Below are 18,007 nucleotides of genomic sequence, written 5' to 3' on the forward strand. Positions count from 1 at the left end.
GCTACGTGCCATTTCTTAATCTGCTCCAATCAACGAACGAAAAGTGTACGTTGCGTTGACCGGTTGAGCCCGCCGTCAATATTTATTGCAGGTGGGGGCTGTTGGTTTTAATCGGTAAAACTTCTGTCGTTATTTGAGATATTTCCTACGCATGTTGAAGAATAAATCAATTAATTAATTAATTATGTTTTTATACTCGATGTTTCTACTTTCAATACGTTATCTGACTTGTAGGGGCGCTCGGTACAAAGAATAAGGACGCCGTGGCGCCCTTATTGATGCAATGGCCGTGTCAGACGTAGACGCGAGGGTCAGGCCGGTAGTCGTTTTTTATCTTTTCGAGCTGGCTAATGCGCTCCTCGGCCGAGGACAGCAGGCGTCGTAAGTTGTCGAAGTCGGTCGCGGCTACGACATTCAGGCGTTGACCGAAGATGTGAACGTGATAGTGCTTAACGCGGTACGGGCTAGGGGGTAGTTGTATGACCAAGGTGCCGTCTTGGCTGACGTGGAAGGTGTCGACGGTCAGGGCTATGTTGCAGCCGGTTATGGTGGCCTTGAGTGGCACGTCTTTGCCTTGTTGGCGAGCGAGGATGGCTAAGCGCATCGCCAGCCCATTGGCAGTGATGAGGTAGGGGGCGGTGTGGTCTGTTTGCTGTTCATGCATGGGGGACTGTCAGATATTTTGTGTGCGGGCCGGTAACGGCCTGCCGTCAGGCAGGCCGTGCTTTTACCAGGTTGGTCTGAGGCGGAAGGTTTGCTCGGGCGCCAGGTGCGTAATGGTCGCATCCACTTTTCGAGTACGAAGTCCTCCAAGAACCGATCTATCCCTATCTCCAAAGATCTCCAGACCAAAATCAAGGCAGCTTTGCCATTTGGGGACTGTTACAAGAGGTTCGGTGATTCTGTCGATGCGGTGGGGCTGGATTTGCCTGCGGGACAGTTGACGCATGTTTTGCGACATACGTTTGCCAGTCATTACATGATGAATGGTGGTGACATTCTGACGTTACAGCGGGTGCTTGGACATGCCTCGTTGGCTATGACGATGAAGTATGCGCACTTCAGTCCTGGGCATATGGCTGAGGTGGTGAATTTGAATCCGATTGCGGTGAGAAATAAGGACAAGGAGTGAGATGATGGTCGGGGATATTGATTGGGCGCCGTTGGTGCTGTCGTTTGCGGCGGTGAATTGGACTGCGGTTTTAACGGGGCTGGTTTCGGCTGGTGCGGCTGTTTCCGGACCGCTTTTGCTTTGGAAAAGGCAGACAAAGAGAGAGGCCGCTACGGTGAGAGCTTCTCTGCTGGCTGAAGTTGATGCACTTATGGAGATTATTGAAATACGCGGCTATCTGACTGCGCTTCGAGAGCAGGAGGCGGCATTGATCGCACGCCGAGCGTCTGCAAATAGCGAATCCGAAAATGACGAATCGGATTTAGAGGAGGAGTTTTTCCAAGCAAATATTGACGGTGATTTTAACCGGGTCTATCAAGCGAACGTCACGAAGTTGGGCGTGCTCAGTGCGGAGGAGGCAAGGCAGATTGTGCGCTTTCACCAGTTCGCTGACAGTGTGCGTCTAGATGTCATTCCGGGTGGCGTGCTTGCTGTTGGAAGTGACAACCCTGAGGCGTTCAGAGAAGTGATTCTTCTGCTCGAAACCATTTTGGAGATTGGCAAAGATTTGGTGGGGAAAGAAACGAATCGGTCGGATCAGGAGCGAAGGTCTGGCGGGTAAAGTTTTTGACGGTGGACGTTTTGTGGACGTTTTCACGATTTGGCGTGAGGTCGTTCCGAGACCCAGAAACAACAAAGCCCCGCATTGCGGGGCTTTGAATATGGTGCCGGCACCAGGAATCGAACCCGGGACCTACTGATTACAAGTCAGTTGCTCTACCATCTGAGCTATACCGGCGTGTGGGCGACGATTATAGCGACTCGGGTGCTTCTGTAAACCCCTGAATTCAGACTATTTTTGCGCCCTCTGCGATTCACGCCCGGCGCAGGACGTTGCGCAGTTTTTGTACCGCGCGCCAGGCGCGGCTGTTTTGCAGGGCGCGCAGTTGGGCTTCGGCTTCTTCGGCGCGTTGCAGGGCGGTTTCCAGGGCCGGGTTTACCGGGTGGGCGAGGTTGTGGCCTTTGCACAGCTGGAAGTTGTCGAGGTTGCACGGTGGCAGGTCGAACGCGGGTTTGAGGTTGATGTGTTCGTTGGCCAGGAAGAAGCTGTTGAGGCCGTCGAACAGGACGTTGGTGTAGCCGGCGTCGGTCACCAGGTGCTCCCAGGTGTGGTCGCGCTCCCATGGGGTTTCAATGAGGATGATCCAGGGGCGGAAGCGGCTGAGGTCCATGCCGCGCAGGACGGTTTCTTCGTGGCCCTCGACGTCGATTTTCAAGAAGTGGATCGGCCGCTCGGCGGCGTGTTCTTCGCAGATCGAGGTCAGTGTGCGTGCGTTGACAGTGAAGCTTTGCACGTCCATGCCGAGGTTTTTGCGTTCTTGCGCAACGACCGGGTCAGCGGTGGACAGGCCGGTGTCGGGAATGCCGTAGAAAGTCAGTTCGCCCGGCTGGTCGCTGGCCACGCATTGCAGCGTGGTGTCGCGGGGGCGATGCTGGCGGAGGGCGTCGTAGTAGTTCTGCATCGGTTCGACGTTGATGCCCTGCCAGCCGCGATCATAAAAGGCCTTGGTGACCGAGTCGTGGATCGGGTCATTGGCGCCGACGTCGATATAAAAACCGTTTTCAACATACTGCAGGGCGCGCCAAAGGCGAACGTCCTCGAAATTCTGTGCGTAAGAAATGAACGTCACGGTCGCTTCCTGTCGGTCAGATTTTTCTTGTTCGGGTGCGCGCTACCTGTACGGCGTAGGTCTGTATAGCAAGGGCGGATGGCGGGCGCAATTGGCCGTTGCCGGCGTCCGCGATTCGGCGGTTATGTCCTTTTGGTCTGGGGCTTATGCACAACAGGCTTTGAAGAGGGGGCGCTTAGGCAGGTTTTTGTGGACGGGTTCTCATTTGAGTCTTAAATCCCTGTTTTGCTGGTTTTTTATTCGTGTGAACAAAAAATGACCAGTGCTGTTAACGGCCTGAAACGACCGTAGATATTGGATCCACGATAATTCCATCAACAGAGTTATCCACAGGCTGTGAAAGATTAAACCCGTTCGGCCAGCAGCAGGAAATTGCGCGGTGTGAGTGGCGTCTCGCAGAAGGTACCGAGACGTACGACGTATCCCTGTTCGGTGAGGAAAAGTGCCCGATCCAGATTCAGCCAAAGCTCCAGCGGCCGTCGGAACAGTCCACGCAGCAGTTCCAGGTTGCGAACTTCGGCTAACCGCTGCCAGCCGGCGGCTTCCAGTGCTACCCAATCTGGCGCGCCGATTGTGGATAACTCTTTCAACGCTGCCAGATCGCGGCAGTAATCGGCGAACGGTTTGTCCAGCCAGGCACTGGGCAGAGACGGTGTCGGCAAGTATTCGTCGACGCCACGCACTTGCCGTTGCAAAAGATCAAAGGCCAGTCGGCGGGCCATGGAGGTGTCGCGCTGACGTCGGACGCGGGCGCCGGCGGTGACGGTTTCGTTCATCGGCAGGGACAGATCTTCCAGCGACAACTGTAGGGCGGAGCCCGATGCGGCGAAGGACAACGCCTGATACTCAGTGCGACTGATCCGGTTGTAGCAACACGGTGCAATCGCCAATTGCCGACAGCCAGCGGCGCTTGCCAGTTGCATCAGCCGCACATGCAGATCGCCACAAGCGTGCAGGGCGACAGGCGTGTGGTCGGCGTTCAGCAATAAAGCGGTATTCGCCGCGAGCACATCCTGCTCGACATGCAGCGCATGCAAGTGATGACGCTGACTCAGCGCCTGGCCGATGGCGACCAGCGCCGGATCGAATTCCAGGCAGGTGAGTTGCTGATCGGCACCCAGCAGACGCCGACCCAAATGGCCTTTGCCCGAGCACCAGTCCAGCCAGTGCTTCGGCTGCGCGGCAAACGACAAGCGGCTGGCGAAGGCTTCGATTTGCTGCCATTTGCGGCCCGGCACATCGACATTCAGGCGATGACCGGCGGCTTCCAGCGAATGTGCAGGCAGTTCACCCACCGCACTCAGTTCAAGCGACAACGCCGCCAACGAAGCAAATGGCTCCGGCGCATCCAAGAGTTCGGCAGGTTGGTTGTGGGCGTTTTCCGCCTCTTCCAGCGACCGCCCGCGTAGCCACGAGGCCAGTTCCGGGTAGGACGCTTCCCAGGGCAGGTGCAGATGAGTGAAAGGGCGGGGTTTCCACAATCCTTGATGGGGCGTGAGAAATGCATCCAGTGCCGTGAAGCGGGCGAGTAGGGCCTCGCCCGTCAGCACGTCAGAAGAATCAGCGTCCCTGGCACGCATCGACGCGCAGCCAGCGTTCCAGCAGCTTGAAGCCGCGAACCAGCACGTAAGCCATCACCAGATAGAACACACCGGCGGCGAAGAAGATCTCCACCGGCAAGTAAGTGCGGGCAATGATCGTGCGCGCCATGCCGGTCAGTTCCAGCAAGGTCACGGTGCTGGCCAGGGCGCTGGCCTTGAGCATCAGGATCACTTCGTTGCTGTAGGCCGGCAGGCCGATGCGGGCGGCACGCGGCAGGATGATGTAGAACAGCGCTTTGGGCCGGGACATGCCCAGCGCCCGCGCCGCTTCGATCTCGCCTGGCGGTATCGCCTGGATCGCGCCGCGCAGGATTTCGGCGATGTACGCCGCGGTGTGCAGGGTCATGGTCGCGGTGGCGCACCAGAACGGATCGCGCAGGTACGGCCACATCGAGCTGTTACGCACCGCGTCGAACTGCGCCAGTCCGTAGTAGACCAGGAACAACTGAACCAGCAACGGCGTGCCACGGAAAAAGAAGATGTAGGCGTAGGGTAAAGCGCGCACGTACCACAGCTTCGAAGAGCGGGCGATGCCCAGCGGAATCGCCAGCAGCAAACCGGCGATCACGGCGATGGCCACCAGCTCCAGGGTCAGCGTCGCGCCCTGGGCCAGTTTCGGCAACCACTTGATGATGACTTCCCACTTAAAATCGGTCATTGAGCGCTCCTCGCGAAGCCGCGTGCGGCGCGTTTTTCCAGCAGGTGCATGCCGATCATCGCCAGCACGGTCAGGCACAGGTACATGAGCGCCGCCACCATATAGAAGGTGAAGGGCTGCTTGGACACAGTCACGCCGATCTGCGCGTGGCGCATGATTTCTTCCAGGCCAATGACCGACACCAGCGCGGTGTCTTTCATCAGGATCATGAACAGATTGCCCAGGCCGGGCAGGGCGATGCGCCACATCTGCGGCATGATCAGTCTGGTGAAGATCCGCCATTTCGACAGGCCCAGGGCCACGCCGGCCTCACGGTGGCCTTTGGGAATGGCGAGGATCGCGCCCCGAAACACTTCCGTGGCGTAGGCGCCGAAGCACAGGCCCAGCGCGATGACGCCGGCGGCGAAGGCGCTGAGTTCCAGTTCGGGATTGCCGAGGAACTCACCGAGCGCGCGCATGGCGTTGACCGTACCGAAGTAGATCAACAGCACCCAGAGCAATTCCGGGACGCCGCGCACCAGGGTCGAATAGGTTCCGCCAAGCCATTGCAGCGGCTTGTACGGGGAAGTCTTGGCCAAGGCGCCGAGCAGACCGAGCACCAGCCCCAGGCACAGGGCCGAGAGTGCCAGTTTGACGGTCATCAGCGCGCCGGCGAAGAGCGCCGGGCCGAATCCGTAGAGGTCGATAATCATGGATTTCTTTTCAAATCGCGGCAGGCAAGGCCGGGGATCGGCGCCGTCATGTGGCGGCACCGATCCGGCAGGTCAGGATCAGTAGATGCTGAACGGGAAGTACTTGTCGTTGATCTTCTTGTAGGTGCCGTCGGCAACGATTTCCTTCAGCGCAGCGTTCAGCTTCTCGCGGATCGGGTCGCCTTTACGTACAGCGATACCGATCTTGTCGCTTTCTTCCACCGGGTCGCCCTTGAATTCATAGGCTTTGCCGGCGTCGCTTTTCAGCCACTCGTAGTTGACGTATTTGTCGGCGAGGATGCCGTCCAGACGACCGGAGGTCAGGTCCAGGTAGGCGTTTTCCTGGGTGTCATAGAGTTTCACTTCGACGTCCGGCATGTTGTCTTCCATGAACGTACCGGCGAGGGTCGCGCGCTGGGCGCCGATCACTTTGCCTTTCAGGGAGTCCTTGTCGGTCTTGAACTCTTTATCCTTCGGCGCGATGAATTGCAGCTTGTTGGAGTAGTACGGGTCGGTGAAGTCCACCGCTTGCTTGCGCTCGTCGGTGATCGACATCGAGGAGATCAGGAAATCGAACTTCTTGGCGTTCAGGGCCGGGATGATGCCGTCCCAGTCCGAGGTGACGACGGAGCATTCAACTTTCATCTTGGCGCACAGGGCGTCGCCGATGTCTTTGTCGAAGCCGACGACGTTGCCGCTGGCGTCTTTGTTGTTGAACGGCGGGTAAGCCGCTTCGATGCCCATCTTCAGGGTCTCGGCCATGGCACCGGCGCTGAACGCGAGGGTGACGGCGGCGGCCAGGAAGACCTTTTTGTAGTTCTGCATGCGGGTAGCTCCGTTAGCGGTTGCTGGACATGAATTGTTTGCAGCGCGCCGAAAGCGGGTTTTCGAACACCTGCTGTGGCGATCCTTGCTCTTCTACCAGGCCCTGGTGGAGGAACACCACTTCGCTGGAGACCTGACGGGCAAAGCCCATTTCGTGGGTGACGAGCAGCATGGTCCGGCCTTCTTCGGCCAATGCGCGGATGACATTAAGTACTTCCTGGACCATTTCCGGGTCAAGGGCAGAGGTGGGCTCGTCGAACAGGATCACCTTGGGCTGCATCGCCAGCGTGCGGGCAATCGCCGCGCGCTGTTGCTGGCCGCCGGACAGTTGCGCCGGGTAGGCGTGGCGTTTGTCGGCGATGCCGACCTTGGCCAGCAGCGCTTCGGCGACTTCGATGGCTTCGGCCTTGCTCTGGCCGAGCACGCGGCGCGGGGCTTCGATGATGTTGTCGAGCACGCTCATGTGCGGCCACAGATTAAAGTTTTGAAACACAAAACCAATCTCGGAGCGCAGGCGATTGATCTGCTTGCCGTCGGCGGCAACCAGTTCGCCATTCTTGGCGGCCTTGAGCTTGAGTTCTTCACCGGCCACCAGGATCTGGCCCTGGTGCGGGTTTTCCAACAGATTGATGCAACGCAGGAATGTGGACTTGCCGGAACCGGAGGAACCCAGGATCGAGATCACATCGCCGTCGCGGGCGGTCAGCGAGATGCCTTTGAGCACCTCAAGCTGTCCGTAGCGTTTGTGCAGGTTGCGGATTTCAAGCGCGGGCGTGGCCTCAGCCATGTGCGTTCCTCATATATGTTGCGCTCCTGCTGTTGGTTGGCCTTCCTGGCGAGGCGGCCAAGCTAGCATAGCGTTTCAATGGCAGCCAACAGCGCTACGAGCGGTAAACGGATGGCGTGTGGCAGGTTGTCGCATCGGCGCAGCAGACTGTCGCCCCATCAACAACCGAACGGGCGTTTGAACGTGGATTCCCGTGGGTGTCGCGTAAAAAAAGGCGCGATGTTGCCACCTTTGGCGGGGTGTTGGAAGCGCTATCCGGCCGAACGTTCCTCATTCGCCCTTTTATTGTGCGTCCCGCACTTTTTAAGTGTGTTTCTGGTGCGCCGACTCGTTTGGAAAGTGGGTCGCAGGGTAACGCTTTGGCGAAAGGCCATTATTCTCAAGGACTTGCGATGACTGTCCGGTCGCGCTGAAGGCCGCGGGGCAAAAGAGCTTGAAACATTTTGGCGCAATTATTGCGTGCAGAATAAGGAACGCCCCGTTGGATTCTTTTTACGAGAAGGAACGCCAGACGGGCCGGACGCAATCGCTTTCCTCGCAAAGGTAGTTCCAATGAGCAGTACCCAAAGCTCCAATGGCCTCGAACAGGGGCTCAAACCGCGTCATGTGACCATGCTGTCGATCGCCGGGGTGATCGGTGCAGGTCTGTTCGTCGGCTCCGGCCACGCCATCGCCGCCGCCGGCCCAGCCGTTCTGCTGGCTTACGCCGCTGCCGGCGCGCTGGTTGTGCTGGTGATGCGCATGCTCGGCGAAATGGCGGTTGCCTCGCCTGACACCGGCTCGTTCTCGACTTACGCCGACCGCGCCATCGGCCATTGGGCCGGTTTCACCATCGGCTGGTTGTACTGGTGGTTCTGGGTCTTGGTGATTCCGCTGGAGGCCAACGCCGCCGCGACTATCCTGCACGCCTGGTTCCCGAGTGTGGAGATCTGGGCCTTCGCGCTGATCATTACCCTGCTGCTGACCGTGACCAACCTGTTCAGCGTGAAAAACTACGGTGAGTTCGAATTCTGGTTCGCCCTGCTCAAAGTCGTGGCGATCATCGGTTTCATCATTCTTGGCGTCGCGGCCATTTTCGGCTTCCTGCCGAACAGCCAGGTCAGCGGCGTGTCGCACATCTTCGACACCCAGGGCTTCCTGCCGAACGGCATGGGCGCGGTGCTGGGCGCGATCCTGACCACCATGTTCTCCTTCATGGGCACCGAGATCGTGACCATCGCGGCCGCGGAATCGAAGAACCCGGGCAAGCAGATTTCCAAGGCCACCAATTCGGTGATCTGGCGGATCGGCCTGTTCTACCTCGTGTCGATCTTCATCGTCGTGGCCCTGGTGCCATGGAACGACCCGGTTCTGGCCAGCCTCGGCTCCTACCAGACTGTGCTTGAGCGCATGGGCATTCCGAACGCCAAGATGATCGTCGACATCGTGGTTCTGGTGGCTGTGACCAGTTGCCTGAACTCGGCGCTGTACACCTCTTCGCGCATGCTGTTCTCCCTCGGCAAGCGCGGCGATGCCCCGGCCATGTCGACCCGTACCAACAAGAGCGGCACCCCTTACTGGGCGGTAATGCTGTCCACCGGCGCGGCGTTCCTGTGCACTTTCGCCAACTACGTGGCCCCGGCTGCGGTGTTCGAGTTCCTGCTGGCGAGTTCCGGCGCGATCGCGCTGCTGGTGTACCTGGTGATCGCGATTTCGCAACTGCGCATGCGTAAACAGCGCATGGCTCGCGGCGAGAAAATCGTCTTCAGCATGTGGCTGTTCCCGGGCCTGACCTACGCGGTGATCGTGTTCATCGTGGCGGCCCTGACCATCATGCTGTTCCAGGACGCCCACCGCGTGGAAATCCTCGCGACCGGCCTGCTGAGTCTGGTGGTTGTGGCGACCGGCCTGTTGGTAGCTCGCCGTCGCAAGGCGGAAAACCGTGGTGCGGCAGTTCTGAACTGATCCGCAACGTGTTACGCAAAACGGCCGCTGTCAGTGATGACAAGCGGCCGTTTTTGTTACGGCGAGCGGCTTACTCGCTCTTCTCTTCCTGCGCTTCCACCGACTGACCGTAGGTGTCCAGCGCAATCCCGAAATCGCTGATGAACTCCGGCTCGCTCAGCCAGGCCTGGGCGGTCTCGCGATCCATGCCATCGGCCCACATGCGGTAGTCGATCAGCATGTCGGCGGCCAGGTGAGTGGCGGCCATGCCTTCGTTCTCGGCGTTTTCCATGTCCAGCAGTTCAGGATGGTCGACGATGATGAACGCCAGTTCACGCAGCAGCGTCAGCAGCATTTCATTGCGGCTGACGGCTTCGGCGTCGCGCATCTTGCTGAACATCGCCAAGGTGTATTCCGGGATCGGCTCGGCCAGGTGACCGAGGTCATCGTCCTGCGCCAGAGGTTTGCGACCGACCATGCGGATCTGCTTGGCTTTGGCCTTGGCGCGTTTGGCGCGTTTCTGCTGTTTGTTCAGGGATGCCATGGGAACTCAGTTTTTCTGTTGGGTTTGTGCGGCGATTGCGTCGGACGCGGCCACATAGTCTTTCTGGAAATCCGGCGATTCGATCCACGCCAGGGCGCCAGCCTCGTCGGTCTCGGTGGACCACTGGCGGTACTCGATCAGCGCGGCGAGGATGAAATCCATCGCGCCTTCTTCGCCTTCCTGCTCGTACACCAGCTCAAGCAGCGGGTCTTCGAGGAACGCGGTGCACATGGCCTGCTGGCTGAGCTTCTCGGCGTCGATCATTTTCTTGAACAGTTCGGTGAGGTCCACCGATTCGAAATCGATGCGGTCGTCATTCGGGTCCAGCTCGACCGGCGCTTCCGCACGTTTGGTGCGGTTCTGCTTGGCCTTGGTCTTGGCCCGGGCGGCGCGTTTTTGCTGCTTGTTGGCGGAAGCCATGGTGTGTGTTCCGTGGTGCGTTAAAGGGCTTGGCTGCGTGGGATTTCGCGCCCCGGTGTGTCGCAGGCCAGTTCGCCGGTCTGCAGCCAGGTCAGAGCGATGGGCCATAGTGTGGCTTGGTATGCGCTGCGAAAAAAGGCGAAATGTCCGACTTGCTGTTCGCCGATGTCCTGCGGCTCGATTCGCAGGTGGGTCTTTTGCGCGTTGTGGAAGTAAGCCAGCAGGCGTTCGATGGCGGGAATCGTGCCGTAGGGATCGTCGCTGATGCTGATTGCCAGGGCTTTGGCCCGGACGTTGGCGAAGGGCAGGTTGCGGATCGTTCTACCGCTCGGACGCCGCTCATAACGTGCGGCAGGCGTGCTCCAGTCGCGCACTACGCCGGCGGGCGTGTCTTCCAGCCAGCCAAGTCGCTTGCCCGGAAAGTAGCCACAGAACAACGTGACCAGCGGCATCAGCAGGTGCCATTTACCGAACATCCGCCAGCGGTGCTCGGGCGCGTAATCGCGCCAGTAAGCGAACTGCGCGCCGACCGTCACCAGTCGTCGGATTAGATGTCCGCAAGCCCCCAGGCCTGCTGCGCAGCCACCGAAGCTGTGCCCGACCACATCGATCGGCTGACCGGGAAACTCCCGTTGCGCGCGTTTGAGCATCGCCTCGAAATCCAGCACGCCCCAATCTGTCCACGAAGCCTGCAAATGCCTCATCGACTTCGGCCGCGATTCGCCAATGCCTCGGTAGTCGTAAATGATCACGTCGAAGTCATTGGCGAACAGGTACGTCGCGAAGCGTGAATAGTGGCGGCAGCGCACGGACGTGGCGGCGTTGATGATTACCACTGGGCGCTGTGGATCGGGCGAGGCGTGACGCCAGGTGAAGCCGCCGAGCAGATAGCCATCGGCGGCGGGCGCTTGGAAGGGCTCGCTTTCAATGTCGGATGCTTGGCCAGGTGGAGGTGGCGCACTTTGTAGGTTCATGAGTTCCGAGCCTGGCTAGGACGGGTCGAGAATGAACTTCATGCGGGATGCAGCGCAATGATTGGGTATGCAGTGCGTACCGGATTGGCGGTTCGATTAGGGGGTCGCCAATTCGTGACGCAGTGCGTCATGAATTGGCTGGGAAAAACTTGTGTAGTCTTTTTCGCATTCAAAACAACTCCCAATCGTTCTAAAACCCACCCCGCCAGGCAAGTACACGGTCGTCGCCACCCGCAAGGGTGAAACGCTTCGGGATGTGACGGAAGTGGGCGGCGGTGCTGCGCGCAATCTGGTGTTCCACTGGAACGACAACCGCTAGGGACGTTGCCGATCGCGCCGGGATGGCGCGACCGTTGCCGTGCGGCCCAGCCAGATCAATACCCACGCGGCGGCCGACAGGAAGAGGGCGAGGAGGCCATGCGCGGCAACGGCGAACCAGAAATTCACGGGTTGTGCGGCCAGCGAATACACGGCGAAGCGTTTGCCGCGTGCCATGTTGCCGATGCGTCCTTGAATCAGGCCGACCACGGTTTCATAGGCGATCAGGCCGACACACAGGATCAACATCAGGCCGAGAGCGATCATCAACCAGTTGGTACGTTTCACCGGTGGCTTGGGATGGGGCAGGGGGACGCGGGTTCTTTTCTGGTTCATCGCGGGGATGACCCTCTTCCGTAAGGGCTGGGCAACGTAGCGCGAATTGCGGCCTGCAAGAAGGGCGGACTCGGGCCGTCATCAAATCGCGGGCATAAAAAAACCCTGAATCTTGCGATTCAGGGTTTTCGGTATTTGGTGCCCAGAGACGGAATCGAACCGCCGACACGGGGATTTTCAATCCCCTGCTCTACCGACTGAGCTATCTGGGCAACGGGGCGCATTAAAAGGGTTTTTCGGATTTACGTCAACGACTTTTTTAAAATTTCTTAAATTAATTCCGTCGCTTACGCTCCGACTCCCGATTTTGCAGGTTTACTCAGCAGGTGGAACGTAGCCTTCGGCCTGGGCGTATTCCTCGCCGGAGAAGTACTTGTCCATTTCGCCCTGAAGAAATTTGCGGTCTTCGGCGTTCATCATGTTCAGGCGTTTTTCGTTGATCAGCAGGGTCTGGTGTTTCTGCCAGTCGGCCCAGGCCTTGGCCGAGACGTGTTCGAAAATATCCTGGCCCTTGGCGCCCGGGTAAGGTGGGCGCTCCAGACCTTCGAGTTGTTCTTTGTACTTGCGGCACATTACGGTGCGGGTCATGTCGACTCTCCTGCATTCAAGACGGCGGCCGCGCGTTCGAGCAAGGTCTTGACCGGGGCGGCGAGGCCCAGGCGCGGCGGGGTGGCGAGGTTATACCAGAGCCAGTCGGCCTCGGCCACGTGACCGCCGGCTTCCTGTACCTGAACCAGCCAGGGTTCGATGGACAGCTGGAAGTGGCTGAAGGTGTGGACAAGGCTCGGCAGCGCCTGCTGCTCGCCCAGTTCCAGCGCGTGCTGCGCGGCGAGGTGTTGCAGGTCGTCGAGGTCGTCGAGTTCCGGCAGGCTCCACAAACCGCCCCACAATCCGCTGGACGGGCGGCGATAAAGCAGAATCGCGCCGTCCTCGTTGGCCAGCAGCGGCATCAGCGTGCGTTTCTGCGGGATCGCCTTGCGTGGCTTGGGGATCGGGTAGCGTGTCTCCAGGCCGAGCATGTGCGCTTCGCAGCCCTTTTTCAGCGGACACAGCAGGCAGCTCGGTTTGCTGCGGGTGCAGAGCGTGGCGCCCAGGTCCATCATCGCCTGGGTGTAGGCGTTGACCCGATCCTGCGGCGTGAAGCGCTCGGCGTTGGCCCACAGCTGTTTGGCCACCTTCGGCTCGCCGGGGTAGCCCTCCTGCGCGGTAAAGCGCGCCAGCACCCGTTTGACGTTGCCGTCGAGGATCGGTGCGCGCAGGCCCATGCTGATGCTGGCAATCGCGCCAGCAGTGGACAGGCCGATGCCCGGCAGCTCGGTGAGCTTCTCGACATCTCGGGGAAACTCGCCACCGTACTGGCTGACGACGATCTTCGCGGTCTTCTGCAGATTGCGCGCCCGGGTGTAGTAACCCAGGCCCGTCCACAGGTGCAGCACTTCGTCCTCCGGCGCTGCGGCCAGGGCCTCGACCGTCGGCAGGGCGGCCATGAACCGGTCGAAGTAATTGAGCACGGTGCTGACCTGCGTCTGCTGCAACATGATCTCGGACACCCACACCCGGTACGGGTTGATGTTCTGTTGCCAGGGCAAATCATGGCGGCCGTGGCGGTCGAACCATTCCAGCACCGCCGTGGAAAACTGCTCCGCTCTCATCGCTTGAACAGCCCCTTCAATGCGTTTTTCAGTTCCGGGCTGACTTTGTCGCCCAGTTTTTCGTCGATTTTTTCGCTGATCTTGTCGCCGGCCAGTTTGCTCGCGACCTGGCCCATGCGCTCGTTGTCCAAACGGCAGGCCTTGGCGCCCAGCTCCAGCGGGCCACGGCAGCGCAGCGGCCATTCGATGCCGACGAATTTTTCACCGACCTGGCAGGCCGGATCCGGCATGGCGCTGGTGTCGCCTTCGACGATGATGCCGACGCGATAATCCATCCCCAGCACCTTGAGGTCGATATCGCCGTCACCGTTGACGGTCATGCCGGGGATGCGCACTTTCAGGTCCGGGTTGCTGGCCACGCCGTTACGGAAGGTCAGATTGCCCTTGAGCTCCTGGAATGGCGTGTCCTTGCCCCGCGGCTCACCGCTCAGGGATTTACGGTTGAGGGTGGCGATGCCCTTGCACAGTTGTTGCTCAAGGTTGGCGTTGAGCAGCACGCCGTTGTTGATCACGAAACTGGCGTTGCCGTTGAGGGTTTCGATCAGCGCCTGCTGGCTGTTGCCGCTGCCGGTGACGGTGCTGGTGAGGTTGACCAGACCCTTGACCGGCGGATTCTTGCCCTGGCTTTCGAGGATTTTCTCCACTGGCACCCGGTTGATCCGGGTTTGCAGGTTCAGCACCGGCGCTGTCTGGCGCACATCCAGCGTGCCCTTGGCTTCAAAATCGCCGTTGTACAGTTCGCCGCGCAAGTTCTCCAGGGTCAGCAGGCCGCCCTGGCCGTTGGCCTTGAGAGCGGCGTTCTGGATCGGCAGCTTGTCGAGGGTCAGTTGGCCGAAGGTCAGGTCAGCGTTCACGTCGAGTTTGCTCAGGCGCTCAACAGGGAACAGGCGTTCGGTGCTCCAGGCGCTTTTGCTCGGTTTTTCCGGCAGCGGCGTGCTGCCGGCCCCGGCCATCGCATCGGCCTCGGTGCTGGCGACTTCGGCCTGGCGGACCTGGGTGGCGTTGCTGGCTTTTTCCGATTTCGGCGGCAGGTAGCGGTCGACGTTAAAGGTGTCGGCCTTGAGGATCGCCCGCAGCGATTGCTTGGCGAAATCTTCGACGGCGATGCGGCCGCTGAAGCTGCTGTCGTCGAGTTTCAGGTTGATGTTGTCCAGTGCGAGGCTGGTCGGTGTCGCGGCGACACGGCTGACCAGTTCAACCTTGCTCAGGCTGCCTTCGGCCATGGCTGGCAGGGTCTGGCCGATGCTCTCGACGAATTTCGCCAGGTCGAACTGAGCAATGGAAATCCCGCCGCTGATCTGTGGCGTCTTGTCCAGGTCATTGGCTTTCAGCTCGCCGAGGGCACGCAGCTGATTGACCGAGAGCTTGATGCCGGTCCATTCGGCGACGTTGGCGGCCTTGTCCAGCAACAATTGCCCTTGGGCGGCGAAGGTCACGGTCTTGCCCTGCAACGGATCGCCGGCGACTTCGCCGGAAAGCTTCAGGTCTTCGAACTTGTAGCGTTGCAGGGCGCGCTCGAAGCGCAGCTCGCCATTGAGCTCGGTACGCACCCGCAGCACAGGCTGGTTGGTGCCGAGGAACGCGGTGGCTTTGACCGGGATGTTGGTCGAATCGTGAACCGCGCCGGTGCTCAGCTGGATGCTTTCGGCGCTGAATTGCTTGCCGGTCAGCTCGTCGTTGTATTCCACGCGGGCGTTGTTGACAGTCAGGCTGTCGATGTCGAGGCGGATCGGCTGGGCCGGTTTTTCCACCGGGGCTGGTGTTGCTGGAGAGGCTTCTGCGGCGGTCGCTGGCGGTGTGCTTCCAGCGGGCGCCGGCACCTTGCCGATGTCTTCCCAGTTGCCGTGGCCATTTTTGTCACGGTTCAGACGCAGGTTCAGGCCTTCGACGCGCACGTCGCTCATTTGCACCTCGCGGCGCAGCAGCGGCAGCACACGCACGGACAGGCCGAGCATCTGCAGGTCGGCGAACGGCTCGGCAGGTTTGGCCAGGGTCGCGACGCTGGCCTCGTGCAGTTCCAGACCGAGCCACGGGAACAGGCTCCAGCCGATGTCGCCATTGAGCGTCAGCTCGATGTGGGCCTTGTCGCGGGCAATCTGGCGGATCTCGTCTTTGTAGTCGTTGGGATCAAACAGGTGGGTCAGGGCGAAGCCCGCCGCCACAATGATCAGCAACAGCCCGAGAAGTACCAGACCCAGGATTTTGCCGAACGCTTTCATGGGCGAGTCCTTGTAAGTAGTCGAATTCGTGATTTAGCCGGGGAGTATAGCGCTGCATCAACCCTCGCTGTTGAGGTGTCCCGTCAGCCTGCCGACCCTTGCTGTACAGCGCTTCGACAACGATCGGCATCGGGGTTCCCCGGCGTCATGTGATCAGATGACTCAAAAAAGGTGATATCAGTTTGGTTTTTCTGTCACGTGCAAATGGTAACCTTCGCCCGTTCGTCCGCCCATCTGCGACTTAACGTCGCGCTTTCAAGGAGCTTCACCCGCAAAAAACGGTCATGCCTGCGTGCATAAAGGCCGGGGTGGGCAGTGGCTGGCGAACCATACTAATAATTGGGGGATACACAATGAGCACGACCATTACGGCGGACGGCTTCAAAGCCGATCAGCCCGGGTTCCTGTCCAAGGAACGCATCATCGCCAAGCCCGGTTTCAACCGTTGGCTGGTCCCGCCGGCCGCTCTGGCCATTCACCTGTGCATCGGCATGGCCTACGGCTTCTCGGTGTTCTGGTTGCCGCTGTCCAAGGCGCTGGGCGTGACCGCTCCGGTGGCTTGCGCACCGGACATGAGCTTCATCGCACAAGTCTTCTCGTCGCAATGCGACTGGCCGATCTCCATGCTCGGCTGGATCTACACCTTGTTCTTCATCTTCCTCGGCTGTTCGGCAGCGATCTGGGGTGGCTGGCTCGAACATGCAGGACCACGCAAGGCCGGCGTTGTATCAGCACTGTGCTGGTGTGGCGGTCTGCTGATTTCCGCACTGGGGATCTATACCCACCAGATCTGGCTGATGTGGATCGGTTCCGGCGTGATCGGCGGTATCGGTCTGGGCCTGGGCTACATCTCGCCGGTGTCGACCCTGATCAAGTGGTTCCCGGACAAGCGCGGCATGGCAACCGGCATGGCGATCATGGGCTTCGGCGGTGGTGCGATGGTCGGTGCGCCACTGGCGACCGCGCTGATGAGCCATTTCGCTTCGCCAACCGGTGTCGGCGTGTGGCAGAGCTTCGTGGCCATGGCCGCGATCTACTTCGTGTTCATGATCGGTGGCGCGCTGGCTTACCGCGTACCGCCAACCGGCTGGAAGCCTGAAGGCTGGACCGCGCCGGCGAAGAAAGCGTCGAACGCGATGATCACTCACCGTCACGTCCACGTGAATGTGGCGTGGAAAACTCCGCAATTCCGTCTGGTGTGGCTGGTGCTGTGCCTGAACGTGTCCGCCGGTATCGGCATCCTCGGCATGGCTTCGCCGCTGTTGCAGGAAGTGTTCGGCGGCAAGCTGCTGGGTAATGATCTGCCGTTCGGTCAGCTGGATGCCGGTCAACTGGCTTCCATCGCTGCGATTGCAGCCGGTTTTACCGGTCTGCTGAGCCTGTTCAACATCGGCGGTCGTTTCTTCTGGGCTTCGTTCTCGGACTACCTGGGCCGCAAGAACACTTACTTCGTGTTCTTTGCACTGGGTTTTGCGCTGTACGCGCTGATCCCGAACCTCGGTCACCTGGGCAACGTTGCGCTGTTCGTGGCGGCGTTCTGCATCATCCTGTCGATGTATGGCGGTGGTTTCGCCACCGTTCCGGCGTATCTGGCGGACCTGTTCGGTACGCAGATGGTGGGCGCGATCCACGGTCGTCTGCTGACGGCCTGGGCTGCTGCTGGCGTGCTGGGTCCGGTGCTGGTGAACTACCTGCGTGAGTATCAGCTGAGCATCGGCGTTGAACGCGCCGCCGCTTACGACATCACCTTGTACATCCTTGCCGGCCTGCTGGTGCTGGGTTTCCTGTGCAACCTGCTGGTGCGTCCGGTGGCGGACAAGTACTTCATGACCGACGCCGAACTGGCCGCCGAACAGGCACTGGGCCACGACAAGGGTGCTGACGCCAGCACCGTGCTGGAGTGGAAAGCCGCGCCGGGCAGCAAGCCATTGGCGATCGCTGCGTGGCTGGTGGTGGGGATTCCGTTGGCGTGGGGTGTGTGGGTGACCCTGCAGAAGACGGCGGTTCTGTTCCACTAAGTTCGTTTACACCTGATCGTTCCCACGCTCTGCGTGGGAATGTCTCCCTGTGACGCTGCGCGTCATATTCGAAGTGGACGCTGAGCGTCCGGGGCTGCACTCCCACGCAGAGCGTGGGAGCGATCAGCGCCTTTCAATGCTTGTATGGACATGTCTATCCCCGACAGCATGGGGTTCTATCCGTCAGTCATTCCACCTCTCGTGTTTCTGTTTCGGCCCCGCGCCCCTATAATGGCTG

General features: G+C 60.0%; 17 protein-coding genes, 2 tRNA genes and 2 pseudogenes. 5 read left to right on the forward strand and 16 right to left on the reverse strand.

What is annotated here, in order from left to right; translation table 11 throughout:
* Positions 1-292 precede the first annotated feature (292 nt).
* Positions 293-664, reverse strand: a complete 372-nt coding sequence (locus ACKJSM_RS05040; RefSeq protein WP_410236811.1) for a hypothetical protein — start codon at positions 662-664, stop codon at positions 293-295.
* A 72-nt stretch (positions 665-736) separates the two neighbouring features.
* Between ACKJSM_RS05040 and ACKJSM_RS05045 the strand changes: the two are divergent.
* Positions 737-1,132 (forward strand): annotated as a pseudogene (locus ACKJSM_RS05045) (tyrosine-type recombinase/integrase); the annotation flags it as partial.
* A gap of 4 nt (positions 1,133-1,136) precedes the next feature.
* Positions 1,137-1,733, forward strand: coding sequence for a hypothetical protein (locus ACKJSM_RS05050; protein WP_410236812.1), 597 nt, complete (start codon positions 1,137-1,139; stop codon positions 1,731-1,733).
* A 101-nt stretch (positions 1,734-1,834) separates the two neighbouring features.
* Here ACKJSM_RS05050 and ACKJSM_RS05055 read toward each other — a convergent pair.
* From ACKJSM_RS05055 to ACKJSM_RS05085, 7 genes are all read right to left on the reverse strand, one after another.
* Positions 1,835-1,910, reverse strand: a tRNA-Thr gene (locus tag ACKJSM_RS05055).
* A 76-nt stretch (positions 1,911-1,986) separates the two neighbouring features.
* Entirely contained in the window at positions 1,987-2,802 is an 816-nt protein-coding gene (locus ACKJSM_RS05060) for an FkbM family methyltransferase (protein ID WP_410236813.1), read from the reverse strand.
* Positions 2,803-3,146: 344 nt separating this feature from the next.
* Positions 3,147-4,382 (reverse strand): methyltransferase, encoded by a 1,236-nt coding sequence (locus tag ACKJSM_RS05065; RefSeq protein ID WP_410236815.1) that lies wholly within the window; start codon positions 4,380-4,382, stop codon positions 3,147-3,149.
* Positions 4,363-5,061 (reverse strand): ABC transporter permease, encoded by a 699-nt coding sequence (locus ACKJSM_RS05070; protein ID WP_410236816.1) that lies wholly within the window; start codon positions 5,059-5,061, stop codon positions 4,363-4,365. Before ACKJSM_RS05070 ends, ACKJSM_RS05065 begins: the two co-directional genes overlap by 20 nt.
* Positions 5,058-5,753: an ABC transporter permease gene (locus tag ACKJSM_RS05075; RefSeq protein ID WP_007952567.1), complete on the reverse strand. Its 696-nt coding sequence runs from the start codon at positions 5,751-5,753 to the stop codon at positions 5,058-5,060. The genes ACKJSM_RS05070 and ACKJSM_RS05075 overlap by 4 nt, the downstream gene beginning before the upstream one ends.
* Positions 5,754-5,831: 78 nt before the next feature.
* Positions 5,832-6,578: an ABC transporter substrate-binding protein gene (locus tag ACKJSM_RS05080; protein ID WP_236182868.1), complete on the reverse strand. Its 747-nt coding sequence runs from the start codon at positions 6,576-6,578 to the stop codon at positions 5,832-5,834.
* Between the two features lie 13 nt (positions 6,579-6,591).
* A complete protein-coding gene (locus tag ACKJSM_RS05085; protein WP_007897462.1) occupies positions 6,592-7,365 on the reverse strand; it encodes an ABC transporter ATP-binding protein in 774 nt (257 codons plus the stop codon).
* A 552-nt stretch (positions 7,366-7,917) separates the two neighbouring features.
* On the opposite strand from ACKJSM_RS05085, the gene gabP reads away from it, so the two are divergent.
* On the forward strand, positions 7,918-9,309 hold the full coding sequence (gabP, locus tag ACKJSM_RS05090) for a GABA permease (protein ID WP_236182869.1): 1,392 nt from the start codon (positions 7,918-7,920) through the stop codon (positions 9,307-9,309).
* A 70-nt stretch (positions 9,310-9,379) separates the two neighbouring features.
* On the opposite strand, the gene ACKJSM_RS05095 is transcribed toward gabP, so the two are convergent.
* From ACKJSM_RS05095 to ACKJSM_RS05105, 3 genes are read right to left on the reverse strand one after another with little or no spacing between them, the layout of a single operon-like run.
* Positions 9,380-9,832: a hypothetical protein gene (locus ACKJSM_RS05095; RefSeq protein WP_085608645.1), complete on the reverse strand. Its 453-nt coding sequence runs from the start codon at positions 9,830-9,832 to the stop codon at positions 9,380-9,382.
* Positions 9,833-9,838: 6 nt separating this feature from the next.
* Positions 9,839-10,252, reverse strand: coding sequence for a hypothetical protein (locus ACKJSM_RS05100; RefSeq protein ID WP_410236818.1), 414 nt, complete (start codon positions 10,250-10,252; stop codon positions 9,839-9,841).
* A 20-nt stretch (positions 10,253-10,272) separates the two neighbouring features.
* Complete coding sequence (locus ACKJSM_RS05105; protein WP_410236820.1) at positions 10,273-11,226, reverse strand: alpha/beta fold hydrolase; 954 nt, start codon at positions 11,224-11,226, stop codon at positions 10,273-10,275.
* Between the two features lie 196 nt (positions 11,227-11,422).
* Between ACKJSM_RS05105 and ACKJSM_RS05110 the strand changes: the two are divergent.
* Positions 11,423-11,545, forward strand: a pseudogene (locus ACKJSM_RS05110) (carboxypeptidase regulatory-like domain-containing protein); the annotation flags it as partial.
* Here ACKJSM_RS05110 and ACKJSM_RS05115 read toward each other — a convergent pair.
* From ACKJSM_RS05115 to ACKJSM_RS05135, 5 genes are all read right to left on the reverse strand, one after another.
* On the reverse strand, positions 11,542-11,880 hold the full coding sequence (locus ACKJSM_RS05115; RefSeq protein ID WP_410236821.1) for a hypothetical protein: 339 nt from the start codon (positions 11,878-11,880) through the stop codon (positions 11,542-11,544). The pseudogene ACKJSM_RS05110 and the gene ACKJSM_RS05115 sit on opposite strands and share 4 nt — an antisense overlap.
* Before the next feature lie 136 nt (positions 11,881-12,016).
* Positions 12,017-12,092: transfer RNA gene (locus ACKJSM_RS05120), tRNA-Phe, on the reverse strand.
* Positions 12,093-12,195: 103 nt separating this feature from the next.
* Positions 12,196-12,468, reverse strand: a complete 273-nt coding sequence (locus ACKJSM_RS05125) for an oxidative damage protection protein (RefSeq protein ID WP_007952551.1) — start codon at positions 12,466-12,468, stop codon at positions 12,196-12,198.
* Entirely contained in the window at positions 12,465-13,532 is a 1,068-nt protein-coding gene (gene mutY / locus ACKJSM_RS05130) for an A/G-specific adenine glycosylase (RefSeq protein ID WP_410236822.1), read from the reverse strand. The genes ACKJSM_RS05125 and mutY overlap by 4 nt, the downstream gene beginning before the upstream one ends.
* Positions 13,529-15,751: an AsmA family protein gene (locus ACKJSM_RS05135; protein ID WP_410236823.1), complete on the reverse strand. Its 2,223-nt coding sequence runs from the start codon at positions 15,749-15,751 to the stop codon at positions 13,529-13,531. The genes mutY and ACKJSM_RS05135 overlap by 4 nt, the downstream gene beginning before the upstream one ends.
* A gap of 353 nt (positions 15,752-16,104) precedes the next feature.
* Here ACKJSM_RS05135 and ACKJSM_RS05140 point away from each other — a divergent pair, with 353 nt between their 5' ends.
* Complete coding sequence (locus ACKJSM_RS05140) at positions 16,105-17,769, forward strand: OFA family MFS transporter (protein ID WP_085611172.1); 1,665 nt, start codon at positions 16,105-16,107, stop codon at positions 17,767-17,769.
* Positions 17,770-18,007: the final 238 nt, after the last annotated feature.

This window comes from Pseudomonas sp. PHC1 (genome assembly GCF_046487845.1).
GTDB classification, from domain to species: Bacteria; Pseudomonadota; Gammaproteobacteria; order Pseudomonadales; family Pseudomonadaceae; genus Aquipseudomonas; species Aquipseudomonas sputi.

Excerpts from the sequence above, each read along its gene's own strand:
- ACKJSM_RS05115 (WP_410236821.1), bottom strand. The coding sequence starts at position 11,880 with ATGAACCAGAAAAGAACCCGCGTCCCCCTGCCCCATCCCAAGCCACCG.
- ACKJSM_RS05125 (WP_007952551.1), bottom strand. The coding sequence starts at position 12,468 with ATGACCCGCACCGTAATGTGCCGCAAGTACAAAGAACAACTCGAAGGT.
- ACKJSM_RS05065 (WP_410236815.1), bottom strand. The coding sequence starts at position 4,382 with ATGCGTGCCAGGGACGCTGATTCTTCTGACGTGCTGACGGGCGAGGCC.
- ACKJSM_RS05080 (WP_236182868.1), bottom strand. The coding sequence starts at position 6,578 with ATGCAGAACTACAAAAAGGTCTTCCTGGCCGCCGCCGTCACCCTCGCG.
- ACKJSM_RS05140 (WP_085611172.1), top strand. The coding sequence starts at position 16,105 with ATGAGCACGACCATTACGGCGGACGGCTTCAAAGCCGATCAGCCCGGG.
- gabP (WP_236182869.1), top strand. The coding sequence starts at position 7,918 with ATGAGCAGTACCCAAAGCTCCAATGGCCTCGAACAGGGGCTCAAACCG.
- ACKJSM_RS05075 (WP_007952567.1), bottom strand. The coding sequence starts at position 5,753 with ATGATTATCGACCTCTACGGATTCGGCCCGGCGCTCTTCGCCGGCGCG.
- ACKJSM_RS05100 (WP_410236818.1), bottom strand. The coding sequence starts at position 10,252 with ATGGCTTCCGCCAACAAGCAGCAAAAACGCGCCGCCCGGGCCAAGACC.
- mutY (WP_410236822.1), bottom strand. The coding sequence starts at position 13,532 with ATGAGAGCGGAGCAGTTTTCCACGGCGGTGCTGGAATGGTTCGACCGC.
- ACKJSM_RS05105 (WP_410236820.1), bottom strand. The coding sequence starts at position 11,226 with ATGAACCTACAAAGTGCGCCACCTCCACCTGGCCAAGCATCCGACATT.
- ACKJSM_RS05040 (WP_410236811.1), bottom strand. The coding sequence starts at position 664 with ATGCATGAACAGCAAACAGACCACACCGCCCCCTACCTCATCACTGCC.
- ACKJSM_RS05095 (WP_085608645.1), bottom strand. The coding sequence starts at position 9,832 with ATGGCATCCCTGAACAAACAGCAGAAACGCGCCAAACGCGCCAAGGCC.
- ACKJSM_RS05085 (WP_007897462.1), bottom strand. The coding sequence starts at position 7,365 with ATGGCTGAGGCCACGCCCGCGCTTGAAATCCGCAACCTGCACAAACGC.
- ACKJSM_RS05135 (WP_410236823.1), bottom strand. The coding sequence starts at position 15,751 with ATGAAAGCGTTCGGCAAAATCCTGGGTCTGGTACTTCTCGGGCTGTTG.
- ACKJSM_RS05050 (WP_410236812.1), top strand. The coding sequence starts at position 1,137 with ATGGTCGGGGATATTGATTGGGCGCCGTTGGTGCTGTCGTTTGCGGCG.
- ACKJSM_RS05070 (WP_410236816.1), bottom strand. The coding sequence starts at position 5,061 with ATGACCGATTTTAAGTGGGAAGTCATCATCAAGTGGTTGCCGAAACTG.